Raw genomic sequence first — 22,684 nt, 5'->3', positions numbered from 1 at the left:
CTCCCATGTCAGATGCACTGAATACCGCGCACGCGCAGGTCGCCGCGCGCTTTGCCCGGCTGGCGCCAGCGCAGCGCACGGCGTTCCTGGCCGCGCTGCACGACAAAGGCGTGGCCTTCTCCACGCTGCCGATCGTGCCCGCGCCGCGCAGCGAAGCGCTGCCGCTGTCGTACGCGCAGCAACGCCTGTGGTTCCTGCAGCAGCTCGATCCGGCCGGCACCGCCTATCACATGCCGGGCGCATACCGGCTCGAAGGGGCGCTCGACGCCGCAGCACTGCGCCGTGCGTTCGATCGCATCGGTGCGCGCCATGAGGTGCTGCGCACCACCTATCCAACCGACGCTGCCGGCGTGGCGCGCCAGCAGGTGCACGACAGCCTGCCGCCGCCATTCGTCGAGATGGAAGCCGATCCCGCCGGCCTGGACACCACCATCGACGGCATTGCCCACGCGCCGTTCGATCTCGCCGCAGGACCGCTGTGGCGCGTCGCGCTGATCCGCGAGAGCGTCCAGTCCCATGTGCTGGTAGTGGTGCTGCACCATATCGTCGCCGATGGCGCCTCGATCGTGCGCCTGGTCGCCGAGCTGGCCGCCTGCTACGCGGCCGAAGCCGCCGGCACGCAGGCCGAACTGCCGCAGCTGCCGGTGCAGTACGCCGACTTTGCCGCGTGGCAGCGCAACTGGATGGACGCCGGCGAAGCCGAGCGCCAGCTCGGCTACTGGCGCGAACGCCTGGGCGATGCGCCCGGCGCCGCACTCGATCTGCCGGCCGACCGGCCACGCCGCGCGGCGCGTACCGGCGCGGGCGCCGAGCACACCTTCGTCATTCCGGCCGACGTGGCCGCGGCGCTGCGCACGCTTGCCGGCGCGCATCAGGCCACGCTCAACATGGCGCTGCTGGCCACCTATGCGGTCTTGCTGAAGCGCTACACCGGACAGGCCGATATCTGCATCGGCGTGCCGGTGGCCAACCGGCAACGCAGCGAGACCGAGGCGCTGGTCGGCTGCTTCGTCAACATGCAGGTGATGCGCGCCGAGGTGGCGCCAGACGAGCCGTTTGCCGAACTGCTGCCGCGGTTGGCGCGGCAGGCGGCGGCGGACCAGGAGCACCAGGCGCTGCCGTTCGACCTGCTGGTGGAGGCGCTTCAGCCCGGCCGCAGCCTGGCGCAGCCGGCGCTGTTCAACGTCACCTTCGACCATCGCGCCGCTGGCGCTGCGGCGGTGCCGCAGCTGAAGGGGCTGCGCGTTACGTCGCTGGAACTGCCGGTGACGACCGCGCGTTTCGAACTCAGCCTGGCCACCACCGAGCTGCCCGATGGCAGCCTTTTCGGCCGGATCGCCTATGCCGCCGAGCTGTTCGATGCCGCCACCGTGGCGCGCATGGCGGGGCACTATGGGCGCCTGCTGCAGGCGTTCGCTACCGATCCCGCCACGACGTCCGCCGCAGCGGTGCTGCTGGGGGATGCCGAACGCGACGCGCTGGCCCGCTGGAGCGAACCCGGCTGCGCGGCACCGCCGTTTGTGCCGGTGCATGTGCAGGTGGCGGGCCAGGCCCGCCGCGCGCCCGAGGCCCCGGCCGTGCTGTTCGGCGATGCCACGCTCAGCTACGGCGAGTTGAATCGCCAGGCCAACCGGCTCGCGCACTGGCTGGTCGCGCAGGGTATTGGCGCCGAGAGCCGTGTCGGCGTGGCGCTGGGCCGTTCGCCGCGCATGATCGTGGCGCTGCTGGCGGTGCTGAAGGCTGGCGGCTGCTTCGTGCCCTTCGATACAAGCAATCCGGCGCGGCGCCTGCTGGACATGCAGGAGGACGCCGCCCCGCAACTGCTGCTGACCGAGCGCGCGCTGCGCGAGTCCTTCCCGGTGGCAGAAGGCCTGCCGGTGCTGCTGGTCGATGACGACGCCGACGCATCCTCGCCCGAACACGATGCCGAAATTGCCGTGCACCCGGCGCAGCTTGCCTACGTCATCTACACCTCGGGCTCGACCGGCAAGCCCAAGGGCGTCGCGGTGGCGCACGGCCCGCTGGCAATGCATGTGGTCACCACCGCCGAGTGCTACGACATCACGGCCACCAGCCGCGAACTGCATTTCCTGTCGTTCAGCTTCGACGGCGCGCATGAGCGCTGGATGGTGCCGCTGGCCAGCGGCGCCAGCATCGTGCTGCGTGACGACACGCTGTGGAGCGTGGAGCAGACCTACGCCGCGCTGCGCCGCCATGCGGTCACGCACGCGGGCTTTCCGCCGCGCTACCTGCACCAGCTCGCGGCCTGGGCCGAGTCGCAGGGCGATCCGCCGCCGCTGTGGCTGTATTCCTTCGGTGGCGAAGCCATGCCCCGGGCGGGCGTGGCCCGCCTGACGCAGGCACTGCGGCCGCAGCACATCATCAACGGCTATGGCCCGACCGAGACGGTGGTGACGCCGCTGGTGTGGAAGGCAAGGGCCGCTGACGCGGAAGCCCAGGTCACCGGCGCCTATGCGCCGATCGGCCGGCCGGTGGGGGCGCGCAGCGCGTACGTGCTGGACAGCCGGCTGGAACCGGTGCCAGTGGGCGTGCCGGGCGAACTCTATCTAGGCGGCGAAGGGCTGGCGCGTGGCTACCTGGGCCGCGCCGGCATGACGGCAGACCGCTTTATTCCCGATCCGTTTGGCGCGCCCGGTGGACGGCTCTACCGCACCGGCGACCTGGTGCGCTGGCAGCCCGACGGCTGCATCGAATACCTCGGCCGGCAGGACCACCAGGTGAAGATCCGCGGCTTCCGCATCGAACTGGGCGAGATCGAGGCGCGCCTGTTGGCGCAGCCCGGCGTTCGGCAAGTGGTGGTGCTGCCGCACGAGACGTCCGCCGGCACGCGGCTGGTCGGCTACGTCGTGGCGCAGCAGGGCGCGGTATCGTGCGAGGCCCTGCGCGCGGCGCTCGCGGCGGCTTTGCCCGACTACATGGTGCCGGCCGCGATCCTGCAGCTCGACAGCCTCCCGGTCACGCCCAACGGCAAACTGGACCGGCGCGCGCTGCCGGAACCGCAGTGGCAGGCCGAGACCGCCTACACCGCGCCGGTGTCCGCGGCGGAGCGGATGCTGGCGGCCGTGTGGGCAGACGTGCTCGGCATCGCGCAGGTGGGCCTGCATGACAACTTCTTCTCGCTCGGCGGCGATTCCATCCTGAGCCTGCAGATCGTCGCGCGCGCCCGTTTGCAGGGCTGGCGGCTGACGCCGCGCCAGGTATTCGAGCACCAGACGGTGGCCGCGCTGGCGCGGGTGGCGGAGCGCGTGGGTGGCACGGCGCAGGATGCGGCCAACGATGACGCTGGCGCGGCGCCGCTGACGCCGGTGCAGGCGGCCTTTCTCGGGCAGCCGCTGGCCGAGGCCAGCCGCAACCGCTTCAACCAGTCGGTGCTGCTGCGCCCGCAGTCGGCCATCGACGCACCGGCATTGCAGGCCGCGCTGCAGGACGTCACCGGCCACCATGCCGCGTTGCGCTACCGCTTCACTCGCACGGACCAAGGCTGGCGTCAGCAGGCCGTCGCCGAGGCCGGGGCCGCGGTCGCACTGACGACCATCGACGTGCCGGACGCCACGGCAATCACCGCTGCCTGCGATGCGGAGCAGGACCGGCTGGACATCGCCCGCAGCCCGCTGCTGCGCGCGCTGCACCTGCGCGTCGCCGATGGCAGCGAGCGGCTGTTCCTGGTCTGCCATCACCTGGTGGTGGATGGCGTGTCATGGCGCATCGTGCTGGAAGACCTGCAGGCCGCCTACGCCGCCCGGCTGGCGGGACAGGTGCCAGCGCTGGCGCCGGTGGGCGCCAGCTATGCCGCATGGAGCCGCACGCTGGCAGGGCCGGCGCGCGACATGTTCGCGCCCGAGGCCGAATACTGGCGCACCGTCACGCGCGACCAGATGTCATTGCCATGCGATGGTCCGGGCGGTGAACCGGCGCGCCCCCGCACGGCAAGCTTTGCTTTGGACGCGGCCACGACTGACGCCTTGCTGCGGCGTGCCCATGCCGCCTACCGCACCGGCGTCAACGACCTGTTGCTGACGGGCTTCGCGCGCGCGCTGTGCGCCTTTGCTGGCCGCGACGACATCCGCATCCACATGGAAGGCCACGGCCGCGAAGCCGAGGCGGCCGGCAGCGCGCTCGATCTCAGCCGCACGGTGGGCTGGTTCACCAGCGTCTGGCCGGTCCGGCTGGCGAGCGTTGCGGACGTTGGCGACACCGTCGCCGGCGTCAAGGAAGCGCTGCGCGCGGTGCCGCGCCAAGGGCTGGGGTACGGCGTGCTCAGCGCTCTCGCGCCTGCGGCGCTGCCGCCGTGCGTGCCGCAGGTGTTGTTCAACTACCTCGGCCAGTTCGACGGCAGCCTTGGCGAAGGCAGCTGGCAGGCCGCCGCGGAGGATACCGGTCGTGGCGTCTCCGACGATATCCCCTTGCCGGCGCCGCTGGCGTTCGACGGCCGGATCCAGGGCGGCCGCCTGCAGTTCCGCTGCACCTACAGCGGCGCGCAGTTCCGCGAGGTCACCATCGAAGCGCTGATGGCGCGCATCGCGCAGTCGCTGCGCGAGGTGGTCGGGCATTGCGTGGCGCAGGCCGTGACGCGGCTGACGCCCTCCGATGTGCCGGCCAGCGCGCTGTCGCAGCTGCAACTGGATGCGCTCGCGCTGCGTGCCGACGAGATCGAGGACATCTGGCGGCCCACGCCGATGCAGCGCGGCATGATCCGGCACGGCGCGCGGCATCCCGGCTCGCCGGCCTATACCGTGCAGGTGCAGGCCACCATGGACGGGCTCGACGTGGAACGCATGGTCGCGGCGTGGCAGGACGCGGTGCGGCGGCATCCGGTGCTGCGGGCCCGGGTGGCGTGGCTGCAAGCGGGCGCGGGCATGGAGGCCGAGCCGCTGCTGGTGGTGCCCACGCAGGCCACGCTGCCGGTCAGGCACCACGACTGGCGCGAGCGCAGCCATCGCCCGGCCGCAGCCGCCGACGATGCCCAATGGCAGGCGCTGTGCGAGGCCGAGTTCCGCGAGGGCTTCGACCTGGGCCAGGCGCCGCTGATGCGGCTGACGCTGGTGCGCATCGGCGACCACAGCTGGCGCTTCCTCTGGACCTGGCATCACCTGCTGCTGGACGGCTGGAGCATGTCGCGCCTGCTGGGCGAGGTGCTGCGCGGCTACGACGGCGAGCGGCCGGCCCAGCCCGCGGTGTCGCTGCGCCGCTACGTGGCGTGGCAGCAGGCGCAGTTGGGCGCCGATCCTGAACAACGCTGGCGCGAGCGCCTGGCGCCGCTGGCACGCCAACCGGTGCGCATCACGTGCGAGGTCGCGCCGGCACGGCGCGGGCAGCAGATCCGGGCGGTGGAGCACGTGGTGCAGGCCGATGCGCTGCGCACGCTGGCCGCTTTCGCCAGCCGCCAGCACGTCACCGTCAACACGCTGGTGCAGGCAGCATGGATGCTGGCGCTGCGCCAGGCCACCGGTGCGCGCACGGTGGGGATGGCCGTGGTGGGCTCGGGCCGTTCGGCGGAGTTGCCCGGCATCGAAGACATCATGGGCTTGCTCGCGAGTACCTTGCCGCTGGTGCAGGCGCTGCCCGACTCGCTGCGCGTGGCCGACTGGCTGCCGGCGCTGCAGGCCGACAACCTGGCACTGCGCGAGATCGAGCATGCGCCGCCGGCGTGGCTGCAGAGCTGGGCGGCCGGCAGCGACGATGCCGCGCGCACGCCGTTCGACACCATGCTGATCTACGAGAACTACCCAGTCGACAGCACGTTGCGGGAAACCCAGCGCGGCGTGCTGCGCTTCAGCGATGTCGATAACCGCGGACAGATGAGCTATCCGGTAACGGCCATCGTGATTCCGCGTGAAACGCTGACGCTGCGCGTGGAGTACGACACGGCGGCGCTCGACGACAGCGCGGCGGAGGAACTGACCCGGCAGTGCGTGGCGATCCTGCTGGCGCTGCCGGCGCTGGCCGGCGCCACGCTGGGCGAAGTGCCGGTGCGCGTGGAGCACGGCAGCGCCAGCGCGCTGGCGGCCTAGGTGCCGACGGCTTTACCGCAGCAGGCGGCGCGGGCAGTCGCCGCACAGCGTGAAGGCCGGCAAGCGGTAGCGCAGGCAACACAGCCGGCGCAGCCACAGCGTGGTGGTGGTGCCGTCCTGCGTCACGCGGTGCGCGCGCATCGGCGCATGCAGCGGGTTGTCGCGGCCGTCGGGGCGGGTGCGGGTGTCCATCAGCCAGGCCGCGTCGGCCGCCAGCGTGGCGTCCGTGGCCGGCATATCCGGCTGCAGCAGGGCGGGCGCGTGGCGCAATACCTCGGCGACGACAGCGCCGGCATTGGCCCACAGCAGGCGCGGCGACGCGCCGCTGGCCGCTGCCAGCGCTTCGATCAGCGGTGACAGCAGGTCGTCCAGCAGGGCGCCGTAACGCTGCTGCGGCGGCGCGCCGGCAAACCTCTGGCCAGCGTGTGGCAGCAGCAACGTCACGGCGCGGCCGTGCCGATCGGGCCGGATGGCCGTGTCGCGCAAGGGCAGCACGTGGTGCGCCAGCGCCGCGGCGGCCACCGTGCCAGGCAGCAGCGCGGAGAAGCAATGCCGCGCCCAGACCGAGCCGGCCACGCGCGCATCGTCGCCACCGTAGTGGACGGCCATGGCGTGAAGCGCCTGCCGTAGTGGGGCGCGGCCCGCCGGCGCGGACATGAGCGCGGCGGGCATGACGTCATCGGACGTCGTGGGGCCGATGCGTACGGCCTCGGCGTAGTGACGCAGCGGCTCGGGAAACAGTGCAAGCAGGATCGGTAACGGAAACAAGAGGCAGCCCCGTACGGCGTTGCGGATATGCAGTCAACGCCTTTTCTTTGTTGAAAATGAGAATGATTATCAGGTATATTCGCAATTCGCTTTGTAAAGACAATCTCGCACCTGGGCGCCCCCTTGCCAGTCAGTCGCAGCATGGCCGCGGCTGCGGGGCGGTCCTGGCCTTGCCGTTCGCGCGGCAAGGCCATGCGCGCGGTGGCAGCCAGGCCAGCAATGGCTGCCTCGCGGCTCCCGAGGAGACCCAATGACGCAGCCTATGCCCGACCTGACGATCCGTGCGCGCGCCTCGCAAGACCCCGCGCCGCTGTCGTTCGCGCAGCAGCGCCTGTGGTTCCTGCAGCGCTACGCGCCGGACAGCACCGCGTACAACCTGGTGCGCGCCTGGCGCCTGCAGGGCCCGCTGTCGGCTCCGGCGCTGGAGCAGGCGCTGGCGCAGGTGACGGCGCGCCATGCGGTACTGCGTACCCGTTTCTCGACCGGTGACGGCGAGCCCCGGCAGATCGTCGACAACGCGCCGCCGGCCGTGCAATGGATCGACCTGCCCGCAGGCGAGCTCGATGCGCAGCTGCGCCGCGAGTCGGCGCGCGTATTCGACCTGCACGCCGCCGCGCCTTTCCACGTCACCGTCGCCCGGCTGGAGGATGACGCCCACGTGCTGGTGCTGGCCATGCACCACATCGTCTCGGACGGCTGGTCCAACCCGATCCTGGCGCGCGACCTCGCGCGGGCCTATGCCGCGGCCGTCAATGGCAGCGAGCCGGGCTGGACGCCGCTGCCGGTGCAGTACGCCGACTACGCTGCCTGGCAGCGCGAGCGTCTCGATGGCCCTGCGCTCGATGCCGCGGTGGCACGCTGCGCGGACCGCCTGGGCATTGGCATTCCCGCGCTGGAACTGCCGCTCGATGCCCCGCGCCCGGCGCGGCCGGCAGGCAAGGGCGGGCGCGTCCGCTGGACGCTGTCGGACGACGTGGTGGCAGCGCTGCGCAGCTACTGCGCTGGTGGCACGGGTCGGGGTGGCCGGCTCACGCCGTTCGCCGTGTTGCTGGCCGCATGGCAGGCGCTGCTGGCGCGCCACAGCGGCCAGTCCGACTTTGCCGTGGGCGTGCCCAACGCAGCCCGCACGCATGAAGAGCTGGACGAACTGGTCGGCTGCTTCATCAATACCCAGGTCTATCGCGCCCGGCTGACGCCCGGCCTGAGCGGCCACGCGCTGTGTCAGCAGGTCCGCGACGATGCGCGCGCCGCGCTGGACCACGCCGACCTGCCGTTCGAACTGCTGGTCGACAGGCTGGCGCCGTCGCGCGACCCCAGCCGCACGCCGGTGTTCCAGGCGATGTTCAACCTGCAGATGGGCGAGCCCGCCGCCTTCACGCTGCCCGGCCTGCAGGCGAGCGCACTGCCGGTGCCCGACGACAGCGCCAAGTTCGACGTCACGCTCGACCTGCACGCCAGCGCCACGCGCGTGTCGGCCACGCTGGAATACGACGCCACGCTGTTCACCGCGGCCACGGCCCAGCGGATGGCGCGGCACTATGAACACCTGCTCGGCGCGATGCTGGCCGCGCCCGAGACGCCGCTCGAAGCACTGCCGCTGATGGATGAAGGCGAGCAGGCCCGGACGCTGGCCGACGGCAACGACACCGGCCTTGCACTCGACCCGGCCGACGACGTGGTCGCACGGATCGCGCGCGCCGCCGCGGCCACGCCCGATGCCATTGCGGTGACGGACGGCGCCTCGAGCCTGACCTATGCCGGGCTGGAAGCGACCGCCAACCGCATCGCGAACTGGCTGGCCGCGCAGGAACTCGGCGCCGAGGCGCTGGTCGGCGTGTGCCTGCCGCGCACGCCCGCGCTGGTGGCAGTGCTGCTCGGCATCCTGAAGGCGGGCGCCGCCTACCTGCCGGTCGACGCTCACCATCCGGCCGCGCGCAATGCCCACATCCTCGGCCATGCCCGTGCGCGCCTGATCCTGGCGAGCGCCGCTACACGCGCCGCGCTCGGCGACAGCGGCGCGGTGGTGCTGGTCGACGGCGACACGCCGCCCTGGAGCACGGCCCCCGATACGCCGCCGGCTGCGCCATGCCATCCGGCACAACTGGCCTACACGCTCTACACCTCCGGCTCGACCGGCACGCCCAAGGGCGTGCAGATTTCGCGCGGCGCGTTTGCCAACTTCTTGCGGGCGATGACGCCGGTGGTGCCGATGGACGGCAGCGACCGGCTGCTGGCGGTGACCACGCTCGGCTTTGATATCGCGGGGCTGGAGCTGTTCCTGCCGCTGGCCAGCGGCGCCCGCGTGGTGATCGCCACGCGCGACGATGCGCGCGACCCGGCGCGGCTGGCGGCGCTGATGTCCGCGCACGGCATCACCGTGATGCAGGCCACGCCCGCGACCTGGCAGATGCTGGTGACGCAAGCCTCGCCGCCATGGGAGGGGCTGCGCGTGCTGTGCGGCGGCGAGGCGCTGGGGCGCGAGCTGGCCACGGCACTGCTGGCCAGGGGCGCGCAGGTCTGCAACGTCTATGGCCCCACCGAGACCACGGTCTGGTCCGCGGCGCATGCGCTGGCGGCCGAGGGCGCTCCCGCGTGGGCGGTCGCGCCGGTCGGCCGGCCCATCGCCAACAACCAGCTCTACGTGCTGGACGCGCGGCTCGAACCGGTGCCCCCGGGCGTGGCCGGCGAGCTCTACATCGGCGGCGCCGGGCTGGCGCGCGGCTATGCCGAGGATCCGGCCCGAACCGCCGCGGCCTTCGTGCCCAACCCGTTCGCGCCCGGCACGCCGGGCGCCATGGCGGGCGACCGGCTGTACCGGACCGGCGACCTGGCGCGCAAGCGTGTCGACGGCATTGTCGAGTTCCTCGGCCGGCGCGACCACCAGGTCAAGGTGCGCGGCTTCCGCGTCGAACCGGGCGAGGTCGAGGCGGCGCTGAGCGCGTGCCCGCAGGTGAGCCAGGCAGTCTGTGTGGCCCGGCAGGGTCCCGACGGGATGGCGCGGCTGTGCGCGTACTACGTGGCCGCCACGGCTGGCGATGACTCGGACGACGCCATCCTCGCGCGCCTGCGCGAGCAGTTGCCCGGCTACATGGTGCCGTCCAGCCTGACGCGGCTCGATGCGCTGCCGCTCAACGCCAACGGCAAGGTCGACCGCCAGGCGCTGCCCGAGCCGGCCGCGCCGCGCGCGGCGGCGGCACCATCGACGCCGACCGAGCATGAACTGGCGGCGCTGTGGTGCGCGGTGCTGGACGTGGCCCAGGCCGGAGCCGACGACGATTTCTTCCTGCTGGGTGGCCATTCGCTGCTGCTGGTGCGGCTGCAGACCCGCATCCGCGAGCAGATGGCCTGCGAACTGGCGCTGCCGGCGCTGTTCGCTGCGCCCGTGCTGCGCGACATGGCCGCGGCGATCGACCAGGCCGGCCGGCGCGATGCCGACGCCGACCTGGCCTTCATGAACGACCTGCTGGAGGCCCTGTGAATCTGTTCCTCTCATTGCGCCGCCGCTTCGGCGGCCTCCTGCTGTTGGCGCTGGCCGCGGGCACCTGCAGCGCGCTCGCCGGCATCGCGCTGATTGCCGAGATCAACCGCATGATCGCCGCGCCGGCGGCGCTGGAAGCGGGGCGCATCGGCGTGCTGCTGGGCCTGCTGGCGGTGCTGTTCGGCTGCGGCTTCGGCTCGCAGGCGCTGCTGACCGCGCTGGGCCACCGCGTGGTGTACGACATGCGGCTGCGCATGCTCAAGCGCGTGCTCGATACCGACGTGGAGCGCCTGGAAGCGATCGGCGGCCCGACCGTCTATGCCACGCTGACCAAGGACATCGCCTCGATCGGCATGGCCTTCAACCGCGTGCCGTTCGTGTTCTACAACGGCGTGCTGGTGCTGGGCGGGCTGCTGTACCTGGGCTGGCTGTCGTGGCAGCTGTTCGTGCTCGGTGCCGCGGTGCTGGGCGCAGGCGTGCTGCTGGCGCAGCGCTGGGTGCTGCGCATGCGCACCCTGATGAAGGCGGTGCGCGATACCGACGACCGGCTCTACGCCGGCTACCAGGGCGCGATTGATGGCCGCTACGAACTGGCGCTCAATGCCTGGCGCAAGCAGAGCTTCTACCAGCGCGACTTCGAGCCCGCCGCGGAGTTTGCGCGCGCACATGAGGTGCGCGCCGACCGCTACTGGGTGCTGAGCCTGTCGTTCACCGCGACGCTGATCCTGGGGGTGGCGTGCGCGATCTTTATCGCCGGCGATGCGCTGGGTATTGGGCGCGAGCGCATCACCGCCTTCGTGCTGGTGCTGATGTTCCTGCGCATGCCGCTGAACGACCTGGTCGGCACGCTGCCGATCCTGATGACCGGCAACGTCGCGCTGCGCAAGATCGAGACGCTGCGGCTGGCGCCGTACACGGAGGATTTCGCGCTGCATTCGACCAATACCGCCGCTGCACCGCCCGCGCCGGGCACGCCGCTGATCACGCTGCAGGACGTGCGCTACGACTATCCCGGCCAGGGCGACGAGCGCGGCTTCCGCCTCGGCCCCGTGTCGCTGACGCTGTCCGCCGGCGAGACGGTCTTTATCGTCGGCGGCAACGGCAGCGGCAAGTCCACGCTGATGAAGCTGCTGGCGGGCCTGTACCAGCCGAGCGCCGGCAGCATAGCGCTCGGCGACCGGCCGGTGGGCACCGCCGAGCTGCCCTGGTATCGCAGCCATTTCGCCACGGTGTTCTCCAACGCCCATCTGTTCGCGCGGCTGGTCGGCCCGGACGGGCGCTTCGACGCCGCGGTGGCCAATGCTTTCCTGAAGCGGCTGCACATGGACCACAAGGTCGCCATCCGCGATGACCTGCTGTCGACCACGCAGCTGTCGCAGGGGCAACGCAAGCGGCTGGCGCTGCTGGCGGCTTATGTCGAGGCGCGCCCGGTGCTGCTGCTCGACGAATGGGCAGCCGACCAGGATCCCGTGTTCCGCGCCTATTTCTATGAATCGCTGCTGCCGGAGCTCAAGCGCAGCGGCAAGACCATTGTCGCGGTCAGCCATGACGACCGCTATTTCCACGTGGCCGACCGCGTGATCGGCGCCGACAGCGGCGTGATCCGCGCCGACAGCGCCACCGACAGCGCCGCCGCCCCCGCCGCGGCCGGCCAGACCGACCATCAGGCCGCCGCATGACGCGCGCCAACACAGACAGGGAGTCAGTTCACATGCAAAGCAATGCCGCGCCTTTGATGACCCACGCGATCGCGAGCCAGCCCTGGTTGTCCGCGACGAGCCTCACCCTGCAGAGCCGCTGGGATGGCTGCGCGCTGCAGCTAAGCCTCGACGGCACGCCGCTGCAGGCCTGGCAGTTTACGCCCGGCACCCAGCCGCGGCTGGCACTTGCCGATACCGACCCGGTCCATCCGCTGGCGCGCGCGGCGACCTTTGCCGCCTGCGAGGCGGTGCTGGCGCGCACCCCCGCGACGCAGGCAATCGCGCTGGACCTGCCCGATGCCATCGCCAACGCAATGCTGCGCGAGGGCAGCGCCACGCGCGCGGCCGGCGGCGAGCTGGTGACGCGCGTCGAGCAGCTCTGGCAACTGCCGGCGCTGTGGCACACCGGCACCTCGGGCCGCGACTATCCGCTGCAATACGCGATGACCCAGGGCCGGCGCCATCCGCTGCGCGCGCCCAAGCCGTCGGGCCAGGTCTATGCACGCCATATCCCGTGGCTCGGCCAGGTGTTCTCGATGCGGGTGGCCGATCTCGATGCCGACCTGGCGTGCTTCCACGGCTGGATGAACGATCCGCGCGTGGCGGCGTTCTGGGAGGAAGAAGGCGATCTGGAAAAGCATCGCGATTACCTGTCGGCGCAGCTGGCCGACCCGCACACCATCCCGCTGATCGGCTGCCTGGACGGCAAGCCGTTCGCGTACTTCGAGGTGTACTGGGCCAAGGAGAACCGCATCGGCCCCTACTACGACGTCGACGACTTCGACCGCGGCTGGCACGTGCTGATCGGCGACGGCGAGATCCGTGGCAAGGCGTATATCAGCGCCTGGCTGCCGTCGCTGATGCACTACATGTTCCTGGACGACCCGCGCACGCAGCGCATCGTCGGCGAGCCCCGCATCGATCATGTGCAGCAGATCCGCAACCTGGACCGTTCCGGGTTTGCCAAGGTCAAGGCCTTCGACTTCCCGCACAAGCGCGCCATGCTGGTGATGCTGCTGCGCGAACGCTTCTTCGGCGAGCGCCTGTGGGTGCCGCAGGACGACGGGCAGGCGCAGCTGTCCGGTGCAGAACCGACCGCGCTGGCGGCCTGAGCCAGCCGCGCAAGGAGAGACCATGCTCTATTCCGCTTCCACCTTCGCCGCCCACGGCACCGATGCCGGTGCAGGGCCCGTGCTCGACCTGCTGGGCATCGGCTTCGGGCCTTCCAACCTCGCGCTGGCAGTGGCCCTGCGCGAAATGCTGCCGCAGCAGGCACCGTTCCGCTTCGGCTTTGTCGAGAAGAAACCGGGCTTCGTCTGGCACGGCAATATGCTGCTCGACAACAGCCGCATGCAGATCTCGTTCCTGAAGGACCTGGTCACGATGCGCAATCCGGCCAGCCGCTATACCTTCATCAACTACCTGCACGAGCGCGAGCGGCTGCTGGACTTCATCAACACCCGCACCTTCTATCCCAGCCGCTACGAGTTCAACGACTACCTGTCCTGGGTGGCGGGTGATTTTGCCGACGCCTGTCACTACGGCGAGGAAGTGGTTTCGGTCGCGCCCGAGCCCGCCGGCGGCAATGGCGATCTGGCCTGCCTGCGCGTGACCTCGCGCACGGCGGAAGGGGCGCTGACCGAGCGCCGCGCGCGCAACGTGGTGGTCAGCGTCGGCGGCGCGCCCAGCATTCCGGGCGCCTTCGTGCCGCTGCGGGGCCACCCGCGGGTGTTCCATTCGTCGTCGTACCTCGAGTCGCTGGAGCGGCTGGAGCGCACAGCGCCCGTGCGGCGCGTGGCAGTAATTGGTTCGGGCCAGAGCGCCGCCGAGATTTTCCTGGACCTGCATGGCCGCGAAGGCGGCATTGCGGTCGACCTGGTCAGCCGTGCGCCGGCGCTCAAGCCGGCCGACGACAGCCCCTTCGTCAACGAGATCTTCAACCCGCGCTATATCGACTACCTGTTCTCGCGCGAGGCGACTGAGCGCGAGCAACTGCTGCGCGAGTTCGGTAATACCAACTACGCGGTGGTCGATACCGACCTGATCGAAGCCATTTACGAGGTGCTGTACCAGCAGAAGGTCACCGGCAAGGTGCGCCACCGCCTGCTGGCCGGCAGCGAGGCCCGCCATGCCGAGGCCGATGCCGACGGCGTGCGGCTGGACATTGCGCGGCGTGACGATGGCGCGCATCAGTTGCAGCGCTATGACGCGGTCATCCTCGCCACGGGCTACCGGCGCGAGCTGCACCAGTCGCTGCTGGCGCCGCTGGCGTCCTACCTGGACGACGCCAAGGGCTTCCAGGCCGACCGCGACTACCGGCTGCAGATGGCGCCGGGCTGCCAGGCGGGCGTATTCCTGCAGGGCTGCTGCGAAGCGACGCACGGCTTGTCGGACACGCTGCTGTCGGTGCTGGCGGTGCGCGCGCAGGAGATTGCGGCCGCCGTGCTGGGCAACCGGGCGGGTGCGGCATGCGCCATGGAGGCCGAGCCGCCTCGCAGCCGCCCCGCGCGCGTCGCGCACGCCGGCACGCACTGAGGTATCGCCCATACAAAGCAATATGAGGACCGGCGGCCGCGACCAGGCGGCCAGCCGGGTCCCACGGCCTGGATTTTCACAACCGAGCAGGGGAGTAAGAAGGAAATGAAACACAGCAACAGACGCGCGACCGAACGCGCGCGGGCGACACGGCATGGGTCCGTGCAGTGCCGCGCCGCCATGCGCTGGATCCCGGCCGCCGTTGGCCTGATGGTCAGCGCGTCGGCTTTCGGACAGGAAAACGTGACAGGTTCGGCATCGTCGGCAACGCAGGCGGAGCAGCCGGCCCCCGCGGGCAGACCCGCCCGGCAACCGGAGCCATCGCTGCCGGCGGTGACAGTCAACGGCGCCCGCGAAAACCCCGTCAACCCGCCTACTACCGCTGGCAGCAAGGTGCCGCTGACCGCGCGCGAGGTGCCGCAATCGGTCACCGTGGTCAACGCCGAGCGCATCCGCGAGCAGAACCTGACCACGCTGGAAGACGCGATGATGCAGGCTACCGGCGTGTTCGTCGAAAAGCGTGACCAGGAGCGTTCGATCTATTATTCGCGCGGGCTGGAGATCGACACCTTCATGCTGGACGGCGTGCCGACCAAGTATGACTGGCGCAACACCGTGCAGCCGGACCTGTCGATGATCGAGCGGGTGGAAGTGCTCAAGGGGCCGTCGGGCCTGCTCGCCGGGGCGGGCAAGACCGGCGGCGCGATCAACCTGGTGCGCAAGCGCCCGACGCGAGATACCCAGATCGGCGGCGCGCTGTCGGTGGGATCGTGGAACAACTACCGCGCCGAGGTGGATGCCGGCGGCGCGCTCAATGCCGACGGCACGCTGCGCGCGCGCATCACCGGCGCGTTCCAGGACAAGGACTCGTTCATCGACAAGACCAATATGCGCACCAATGCGCTCTATGGCGTGATCGAGTACGACATCACGCCCAGCACGCTGGTGACGGTCGGCGCGAGCTACCAGGATTCGGAAGGCCGCCAGCCGTGGACGCTGCCGGCCTACTTCAACCCGGTCACGCGCCAGGCCAGCCTGCTCGACGTGCCGCGCTCGACTTACCTGGGCGCGGACTGGAACCGCGACCACTTCTATACCACCTCGGCCTTCGCCGAGCTGGAGCACAAGTTCGACAGCGGCTGGCAGGTCAAGGGTGCGCTGCGCTACCTGAACAACCGCCTGAACCGCGAGCAGGCCTATGCCTATACGCCGGTGATCCCGGGCGTGAACACGACCACGCTGTTCGCGGCCAAGCAGACCTACACGCAGGAGCAGACCAGCTTCGACCTCTACGCCAACGGGCCGTTCTCGCTGTTCGGGCGCCGGCACAAGGCGCTGGTCGGCTTCAATTTTTCCGATTCGGAACGGCGCGACCCCCGGTATGCCATTTCGCCGTTCTCGCAGGTCGTGAACATCTTCAACCCGCGCAGCGACTTCGCCAAGCCAACCTTCACCCCCAATGGCACAGGCATCACCACCACGACCAGGCAGTACGGCGTCTACGGCGACGCGCGCTTCTCGCTGGCGGATCCGGTGACGCTGGTGCTGGGCGGGCGGCTGAGCTGGTGGGACATCAGCGCGCGCCAGTACACGTCGACCACCAGCGTGACCCGGGGCGACGACATCAACGCCAAGTTCACGCCGTTCGCCGGGCTGATCTACGACTTCACCGAACACTGGTCGGCCTATGCCAGCTATGCCGAGATCTTCCAGCCGCAGGATGAGTACCTGACCGCCAGCGGCAACCTGGTCGATCCAATCAAGGGCAAGCAGTACGAGGTCGGCGTCAAGAGCGAATTTTTCGAGGGCGCGCTGAACACCTCGCTGGCACTGTTCGAGGTACGCGAGACCGGTCGCGCCACGCTCGACAATATCAACACGACCAATCCGAGCAATCCGTTCTTCGTGTCGCAGGGCGAGACCAAGAGCCAGGGCTTCGAGCTGGAAGCCAGCGGCCGCATCACGCCGAGCTGGACCATCTACGCCGGCTATACGTTCAACGTCACGCAGGACCTGCAGAACCGCACCGGCCAGGTCAACACGCCGTTCTCGGCGATTGCCCCCAAGCACCTGTTCAAGCTGTGGACGATGTACCGCCTGCCCGGCGATTTCAACCGCTGGCGCATCGGTGGCGGCATGACCGCGGTCAGCCATGTGCAGAACACCGCGCTGTTCCCCGCGCCGATTGGTGCGGTCACGCTGCGCCGCGGCGGCTATGCGACGTTCGATGCCGCGATCGGCTACGACTTCAACAAGCACGTGTCGGCGGACCTGAACCTGACCAACCTGTTCGACCGCAGCTACTACTCACGGATCAACAACCCGCGCGAAGGCAACATCTGGGGCCAGCCGCGCGCGGCCATGTTCACCGTGCGCATGAAGATGTAAACGCAGCGGCCTTCGTGGTGGTGCGATGCCATTGCACCACCACGAAGGCCGCGCGTTGCGAAGAATTCCAATGAACGACAGTCCCTCATCCCTGCCATCGCGCCGCGCCTTCCCGCGCGCGCTGGCCATGACCGCCCGCGCGCTGGCCGCGCTGGCGGGCAGCTATGCCTTTGTCTGGGGCATCACCGCCGGCGGCGCCGCGCTCGGTTGGCGCCTGGGCCTGGCCCGCAGCGAGGCCGTGCTCTGGTTTTCGATGCTGGCCTTCCTCCTGTTTCCGATGATGTCACTGTGGGCACTGGTGACGCGGCACTTGCTGCGCGTGTGGCTGGTGCTGGCGGCCGGCGCGGCCATCGGCGCCGGCGTGGCGTGGTGGCTGGGGGAGAAGCTGGCGTGACGCGACCCGCACGAAATAACAAGGCCCGCGCACAGAAGGCCGATGCACATGCCGGCGGCCTGCGCCAGGCCATGACCTGGGCGCACACCTGGATTGGCGTACTGCTCGGCGGTGTGCTGATGGTGGCGTTCTTCATGGGCTCGGTGGCGGTGTTCGACCGCGAGGTCGACCGCTGGATGATGCCGGCCACGCGCCTGGACGCAGCGCCGCCCACGATCGACATCGACACCGTGGTGCCGCGCGCCGTGGCGGCGCTGGCGAGCGGCAAGCCGCTGCGCGAATGGGCGGTCACGCTGCCCGAGCAGCGCACCCCGGTGATGATCGCGCGCGTGCGCTATGCCGCCGCGGGCGGGCAGATCCGCCTGGCCGATCCGCGCAGCGGCGAGCTGCTGCCTGACGTGGGCACCTTGGGCGCGTCGTCGTTCTTCTATCCGCTGCACTACAACCTGCACCTGCGCGCCTGGAACATCGGCTACTGGCTGGTGGGCCTGGCGGCGATGGCGATGCTGGCGGCGATCGTGTCGGGGGTGATCATCCACGTCCGCATCTTCCGCGACTTCTTTACGTTCCGGCCGCGCAAGCAGCTGCAGCGCAGCCTGCTGGACCTGCACAACCTGACCGGCGTGCTGGCGCTGCCGTTCCATGCGGTGATTACGTTCTCCGGGGTCTGCATTGTCTACATGATCCTGATGCCGGCCGGCATCAGCGCGTTGTACCAGCAGCCGAACACCTTCTACGACCAGGCCTTGTCCGGCTACTCGCGCCCGCCCGCCGGGGTGGCGGCACCGATGGCCGCGCTGGGGCCGATGGTCGAGACCGCGCGCGCGCGCTGGGGCGGGGCGGCGCCGGCCGCGATCCGGGTGTGGAACCCCGGCGATGCCAACGCCGTGGTCAAGGTGAGCCGCTCGGTGGGCGACCGCGTCAGCCTGGCCGACGACGCCGCCTACTTCGACGGCGCCACCGGTGCGTTGCTGCATCACGTGCCGTTGCAGCCCGCTGCGACCACGCAGCGCTTCCTGACCGGCATGCACTTCATCGCGTTCGATCACTGGCCGCTGCGCTGGCTGTATTTCCTGGCCGGGCTGGCGGGGTGCGTGCTGATCGCTACCGGGCAGTTGTACTGGCTCGACAAGCGCCATGCGCGCCACGGCGAAAAGGGCGTGCGGCTGGCGGCCGCGGTCACCGCGGGTACCACCACGGGCCTGGTCATCGCCACGCTGGCGATGATGGTGGCCAACCGGCTGCTGCCGATGACGCTGCCGTCGCGCGAGTTTATCGAGGCCGGGCTGTTCTTCCTGGTCTGGCTGACCACCGCGATCCATGCGCGGGTGGCGATGCGTCCGGGCAGCCGCACGCTGGTGCCATGGCGCCAGCAATGCCTGGCGATTGCCGCGCTGGCGCTGGCGGCGCCGGTGCTCAACGGCCTGAGCACCGGCGACTGGTTGCCGCTGGCGCTGACGCGCGGCCACCTTGCCCTGGCCGGCGTCGACATCGTGCTGCTGCTGACAGGTGGGCTGGCGCTGGCGTCGGCGCGACGGCTGCGGCGCGTCGACGCGGCACGCCAGGCCCGGACCGCTGCTGCCAGCAGCCAGGCGCTAGAGGAGATGGACCGTGCCAATCACGCTTGAACACTTGCTGCTGCTGGGCCTGGCGCTGTGCGCGTACAGCGCTTTCGTGCTGTTTGCCTGCGCCACGGAGCGGCACTGGACCGAGTTGTCGGGGCAGGGCGCGGACCTGCCCGCCAGTGGCCGGCGGCGGCTGCGCTGCGCGGCCTGGGCGCTGGTGGCGCTTGGCGCCGTGGCCGCGCAGGCGGGCAACCGCACCGGCTTTGGCGTGCTGCTGTGGGCGCTGGCGATGATGGCGGGAGCGTTGGCGGTGTCGTTCACGCTGACCTGGCGGCGTGGCTGGCTGCAGGCGATCGCACGCGGGCTGATGGCTGTCTTGCGTATCTGAGACACGTGCCCCGCAAGGGACGCGCTTTTTATAGAAAAACGCAATTAACCGCCATAAGTTGCACCCGACCACGACCACGCATCCGCGTCAGGGCTGGCAGAGCCAGGGGGCGCCCCCAGCCCCGCGCATCATCGGCCTGCGCCGGTAAAGCCGCGCCCAGGCGGCGCCAGCAAGCGCCGCAGCCATTGCCGCCAGGCGCTCGCCGCCGGCCCGGCGCCTTGCCGGCAGCGCGTTACGTGCAGCGATGCCGTGGTGACGGCATACAGCTCGATATGGCCGCTGTCGGACAACGTAAAGCTCTCGCTCGCCGTCAGCGCCGTATCCTTCGGGTCTCCGTCGCGGATCAGCCAGAGTTCGCCTTCCGTGCAGCGCACGGCGACGTGTTCGCCGGGGCCCGCCGCCAGCCGCAGCGAACTGCGTGCGGGCAGGGTGGCGGTCATGTCATTGCTCACCAGGAACATGATGGTCTCCAGGCTCAGTCGACGGCCAGCCCGTGCAACGCTGGCGGGATTGCCGCGCGCGCGGGGGCTGTGCCGGGCCGGATGAAATCGGCGATGTGCCGGATCACGCCGGGATCCTGCAGGATGCGGCGATGCCCCAGGCCGCTGGTCGTGACCAGTTGCGCGCCGGGCCAGGCGCCGGCGATGGCGGCACCGTCTTCCCAGCGCACTTCCTTGTCGTCGCGGTCATGGATCACCAGCGTTGGCGGGACCGGCCGGGTGCGGCCGACGTCGGGCACGTTGAAGGCCGACCATGGCAGTCCCAGCCAGCGCTCGCTCTGGCGCTGCATGCGTGCCAGCACGCCGGGCGTGAAGCCCATTTGCCAGGCCAGCGACGCACACGCGGCGTGCATGTCGGCCGGCGATCCGACCAGTACGGCGGCGCGGGCGGGCAGGCCCTCACGCAGCGCCAGCGCGGTGGCCGCGCCGCCGAGCGAGTGCGCCACCACGGCGTGCACCGGCCCCGCGTGCCAGGCCGCGGCGAGCAGCGAGCGCGACATTTCCAGCACCGAGGTCTGCGCCGCGCCGCGTGCGCCGGCATCGGAGGCGCCGTGCGAGAGCGCATCGAAGGCCACCACGCGCATGCCGGCGGCCAGCAGGCCATCGACAACCGCATGCCACTGGCCGGCATGTCCGCCCCAGCCGTGCGCGAGCAGTACCACGGGGCCGGACCTGCCCCAGCGATAGACGCGCACGCGCCGGCTCGGGCCCTGGCCCGTCACCAGCGCCCAGTCGGCGCGCGCACTGTCCAGCAGGCGCCGTGCTGCCGATGTGGCGGCGGCGCGCGGCGGCTTGAACCAGATGTGCTCCAGCGCCCGCGCTGTCGCGCCGGGCCTGACCACGCTGCCCGCCAGCCAGCGCAACCGCTGCCAGCCCTGCAAGGCCCGCTCCACCGCGCCGGACTTGCCGGGGCGCAGCGGCGCATCGCCGGCGCGCGCGGGCAAGGGCGCGGCGGTGCGGGATGAGGAAACCGGGGAAGGAGAAGAGACTGCTTGCGTCACGACCTGCACCTCCAATGGATTCTGGATGGCACGGCATCATCGGCACCGGCCCCGCCGGCGGCTTTCCGTGCTGTTGTTACGACCGACCAGTCGTGCTTTTTTCGGTACAAAAAAAGTCCGCCGGAGCGGTTGCTGCCTGCCGGCGGGATTGCGCCGGCGCCAATGTGTGGATCAGTGGCCGCGAGCACCCTCGGCGGCACGGGCCACCAGGGCCGCAAATGCGCGCCGCGCCATGGTCTCGGCATCGTCGCGGCCGAGCAGCTTGAACGATTGCTGGAAGGCCATGCCGATACCCGAGAGTTCGAAAGCAAATTGCCGTGGGTCGGTATCCGGCCCGAAATGGCCCTCATCGATGGCGTCGCCCACCACGCGCGCAACCGTGCTGTGCCAATCCTTCAGCGACTGCACCACCAGGTCGCGGATCGAGCCCGGCCGGTCGCGGTATTCCTGGCCCAGCGCCGTGAACAGGCAACGTCCCTGCGTCACCGTGCCGCCCAGCCATTCCAGGTAGCCTTCGAACAGCCCCTGCAGTCGTGGCATGCCGCGCGGCTGGCGCATCGCCGGCCGGATCACGATCTCGCCGAAGCGCTCAACGGCCAGGTCCAGCACTGCCTGCTGCAACACCTCCTTGGACTTGAAGTGCGCATACAGGCCGCTCTTCGACATATTGGTGTCCGCGGCCAGCGTGGCCAGCGACAATTGTTCGAAGCCGACCTTGGCAGCGGTGTCCAGTGCCTGTTCGACGATGGCGTTGCGGGTGAGTTGTCCTTTCTGCATGGTGTGGAGAATAGCACGACCGGTCGGTTTGTCAACGAAACCAGATGCATGGTATTTGCCCCGACTTGCGCACTTGTGTCCGGGAGGCCATAACGTCATATGGATATGCATGTGACGTCAACGCAAACCGCCAAGGCCCGTTAGAGACTGGGCGGTGCAGCGTTGTTGTGCACGATCCGGCTCTTTGATGTTCGCCAACCGGCCGATGTCAGGGCGGGATTGCGGACTTCTAAGAAATCTGCACAAAGTGTTTCTGCGGTTACATACGGAACGCTTTGCGTGCTCTATACTCGAATGCACGTCCGCGCACTTTTTTTCACTGGTGACTGGAGACCGACATGAACAGTACAGCCGTGCCAAGAGGCGCTAGCGAACCGTTCCGGCAACTGCGGGCGTTGCGTCGCGCGCGCAAGCTCAAGCAGGAGGACGTCGCCCGTAAAGCGGGGATTTCCCGGGAAGCCTACCTGCGGGCGGAGTCGGGTCAGGCCGATCCCCGCATGTCGACGTTCCTGGCCGCCTGCGAGGCGCTGGGCCTGGAAGTCGTGCTGGCCCCGCAGCATCTTGCTGCAGACGTCAACGCATTTATTGCCAGCCGCAATGGCGGCGTGACGGCAGCTTCCATGGCAGGCCAGCCGGCCGCCGGAAGCACGGCCGCGCCGGCTGCGGCACCGGCTTCCGGAGGCGGTTTCGGCTCCGGGACCGGAGAGGGCCACAAGCCGGTCTGACTGGCCGCTGCCTGGCCGGCCGCGTTCGCAACGCGCCGGCACTGGAAGCTGGCCTCCAGGCCACCCATGACAACCGGCGCGGGGCTTTCCGCACTGCGCCGGTTGCTACCGTCCTGAGCGCCGTTCGCGACGCCTGGCGTGGATGACGCCGCAGGCCTGGCTGCCTGCTTCGGCGCTTTCCCGCATTTCCTGGTTTTTCCCGCTGCGTGAGCAACTGCCGCCGCGCAGGCGTCGACGCGCGCATCCCGGCGCTTCCTGCTTTTTCCCGCTGTTCCCGTTTCCCACCTACAACTGCAATGCAAGCGGCGTTCGACGCATGCGTCAGCGGTGCCGTTTGACACGTCCGAAGTTGGCTATTACGATATGGTAAATTCATTACGCATTACGTAATTCATGCTCCGTGCACCGCGCACAGACTGAATACGGACCGGCA

The 22,684-nt window shown here is 70.0% G+C and carries 14 protein-coding genes; 10 read left to right on the top strand and 4 right to left on the bottom strand.

Annotation, left to right across the window (positions count from 1 at the left end; translation table 11 throughout):
• Positions 1-5: 5 nt before the first annotated feature.
• The gene (locus tag AC3WRI_RS03170) at positions 6-6,032 is read left to right on the top strand and encodes an amino acid adenylation domain-containing protein (protein ID WP_492292562.1); all 6,027 of its coding nucleotides are present in this window, start codon (positions 6-8) and stop codon (positions 6,030-6,032) included.
• Positions 6,033-6,044: 12 nt separating this feature from the next.
• Here AC3WRI_RS03170 and fhuF read toward each other — a convergent pair whose 3' ends face one another.
• A complete protein-coding gene (gene fhuF, locus AC3WRI_RS03165; protein ID WP_011617405.1) occupies positions 6,045-6,800 on the bottom strand; it encodes a siderophore-iron reductase FhuF in 756 nt (251 codons plus the stop codon).
• 250 nt (positions 6,801-7,050) lie between these two features.
• Between fhuF and AC3WRI_RS03160 the strand changes: the two genes are divergently transcribed.
• From AC3WRI_RS03160 to AC3WRI_RS03125, 8 genes are all read left to right on the top strand, one after another.
• Positions 7,051-10,278, top strand: coding sequence for a non-ribosomal peptide synthetase (locus AC3WRI_RS03160; RefSeq protein WP_011617404.1), 3,228 nt, complete (start codon positions 7,051-7,053; stop codon positions 10,276-10,278).
• Positions 10,275-11,957 (top strand): cyclic peptide export ABC transporter, encoded by a 1,683-nt coding sequence (locus tag AC3WRI_RS03155; RefSeq protein WP_011617403.1) that lies wholly within the window; start codon positions 10,275-10,277, stop codon positions 11,955-11,957. Before AC3WRI_RS03160 ends, AC3WRI_RS03155 begins: the two co-directional genes overlap by 4 nt.
• A 32-nt stretch (positions 11,958-11,989) precedes the next feature.
• The gene (locus AC3WRI_RS03150; RefSeq protein ID WP_011617402.1) at positions 11,990-13,090 is read left to right on the top strand and encodes a GNAT family N-acetyltransferase; all 1,101 of its coding nucleotides are present in this window, start codon (positions 11,990-11,992) and stop codon (positions 13,088-13,090) included.
• Between the two features lie 22 nt (positions 13,091-13,112).
• Positions 13,113-14,513 (top strand): lysine N(6)-hydroxylase/L-ornithine N(5)-oxygenase family protein, encoded by a 1,401-nt coding sequence (locus AC3WRI_RS03145; RefSeq protein WP_492292560.1) that lies wholly within the window; start codon positions 13,113-13,115, stop codon positions 14,511-14,513.
• Positions 14,514-14,693: 180 nt separating this feature from the next.
• A complete protein-coding gene (locus AC3WRI_RS03140; protein WP_492292558.1) occupies positions 14,694-16,901 on the top strand; it encodes a TonB-dependent siderophore receptor in 2,208 nt (735 codons plus the stop codon).
• 70 nt (positions 16,902-16,971) lie between these two features.
• Complete coding sequence (locus AC3WRI_RS03135; protein WP_010810181.1) at positions 16,972-17,295, top strand: hypothetical protein; 324 nt, start codon at positions 16,972-16,974, stop codon at positions 17,293-17,295.
• The gene (locus AC3WRI_RS03130) at positions 17,292-18,923 is read left to right on the top strand and encodes a PepSY-associated TM helix domain-containing protein (protein ID WP_011617398.1); all 1,632 of its coding nucleotides are present in this window, start codon (positions 17,292-17,294) and stop codon (positions 18,921-18,923) included. The genes AC3WRI_RS03135 and AC3WRI_RS03130 overlap by 4 nt, the downstream gene beginning before the upstream one ends.
• Positions 18,907-19,248, top strand: a complete 342-nt coding sequence (locus AC3WRI_RS03125) for a DUF3325 domain-containing protein (protein ID WP_011617397.1) — start codon at positions 18,907-18,909, stop codon at positions 19,246-19,248. The genes AC3WRI_RS03130 and AC3WRI_RS03125 overlap by 17 nt, the downstream gene beginning before the upstream one ends.
• 128 nt (positions 19,249-19,376) lie before the next feature.
• Here the strand turns inward: AC3WRI_RS03125 and AC3WRI_RS03120 are convergent, their stop codons facing one another.
• The 3 genes from AC3WRI_RS03120 to AC3WRI_RS03110 all read right to left on the bottom strand — a co-directional run bounded on the left by AC3WRI_RS03120 (position 19,377) and on the right by AC3WRI_RS03110 (position 21,526).
• Positions 19,377-19,709 (bottom strand): DUF2917 domain-containing protein, encoded by a 333-nt coding sequence (locus tag AC3WRI_RS03120; protein ID WP_011617396.1) that lies wholly within the window; start codon positions 19,707-19,709, stop codon positions 19,377-19,379.
• A gap of 14 nt (positions 19,710-19,723) precedes the next feature.
• Entirely contained in the window at positions 19,724-20,749 is a 1,026-nt protein-coding gene (locus tag AC3WRI_RS03115; protein WP_011617395.1) for an alpha/beta fold hydrolase, read from the bottom strand.
• Positions 20,750-20,920: 171 nt separating this feature from the next.
• Positions 20,921-21,526, bottom strand: a complete 606-nt coding sequence (locus tag AC3WRI_RS03110; RefSeq protein WP_041688140.1) for a TetR/AcrR family transcriptional regulator — start codon at positions 21,524-21,526, stop codon at positions 20,921-20,923.
• A 338-nt stretch (positions 21,527-21,864) separates the two neighbouring features.
• Here AC3WRI_RS03110 and AC3WRI_RS03105 point away from each other — a divergent pair, with 338 nt between their 5' ends.
• A complete protein-coding gene (locus AC3WRI_RS03105; protein ID WP_011617393.1) occupies positions 21,865-22,251 on the top strand; it encodes a helix-turn-helix domain-containing protein in 387 nt (128 codons plus the stop codon).
• Positions 22,252-22,684: the final 433 nt, after the last annotated feature.

It is taken from the genome of Cupriavidus sp. FW305-27, assembly GCF_058787995.1.
The sequence above is the reverse complement of the archived record's forward strand: the minus strand, read 5'-3'. Positions and strand labels throughout refer to the sequence as shown.

What these genes read in the sequence shown, in the direction of transcription:
- AC3WRI_RS03140 (WP_492292558.1), top strand. Translation starts at nt 14,694, where the DNA reads ATGCGCTGGATCCCGGCCGCCGTTGGCCTGATGGTCAGCGCGTCGGCT.
- AC3WRI_RS03170 (WP_492292562.1), top strand. Translation starts at nt 6, where the DNA reads ATGTCAGATGCACTGAATACCGCGCACGCGCAGGTCGCCGCGCGCTTT.
- AC3WRI_RS03120 (WP_011617396.1), bottom strand. Translation starts at nt 19,709, where the DNA reads ATGTTCCTGGTGAGCAATGACATGACCGCCACCCTGCCCGCACGCAGT.
- AC3WRI_RS03160 (WP_011617404.1), top strand. Translation starts at nt 7,051, where the DNA reads ATGACGCAGCCTATGCCCGACCTGACGATCCGTGCGCGCGCCTCGCAA.
- AC3WRI_RS03135 (WP_010810181.1), top strand. Translation starts at nt 16,972, where the DNA reads ATGAACGACAGTCCCTCATCCCTGCCATCGCGCCGCGCCTTCCCGCGC.
- AC3WRI_RS03150 (WP_011617402.1), top strand. Translation starts at nt 11,990, where the DNA reads ATGCAAAGCAATGCCGCGCCTTTGATGACCCACGCGATCGCGAGCCAG.
- AC3WRI_RS03105 (WP_011617393.1), top strand. Translation starts at nt 21,865, where the DNA reads ATGAACAGTACAGCCGTGCCAAGAGGCGCTAGCGAACCGTTCCGGCAA.
- AC3WRI_RS03110 (WP_041688140.1), bottom strand. Translation starts at nt 21,526, where the DNA reads ATGCAGAAAGGACAACTCACCCGCAACGCCATCGTCGAACAGGCACTG.
- AC3WRI_RS03145 (WP_492292560.1), top strand. Translation starts at nt 13,113, where the DNA reads ATGCTCTATTCCGCTTCCACCTTCGCCGCCCACGGCACCGATGCCGGT.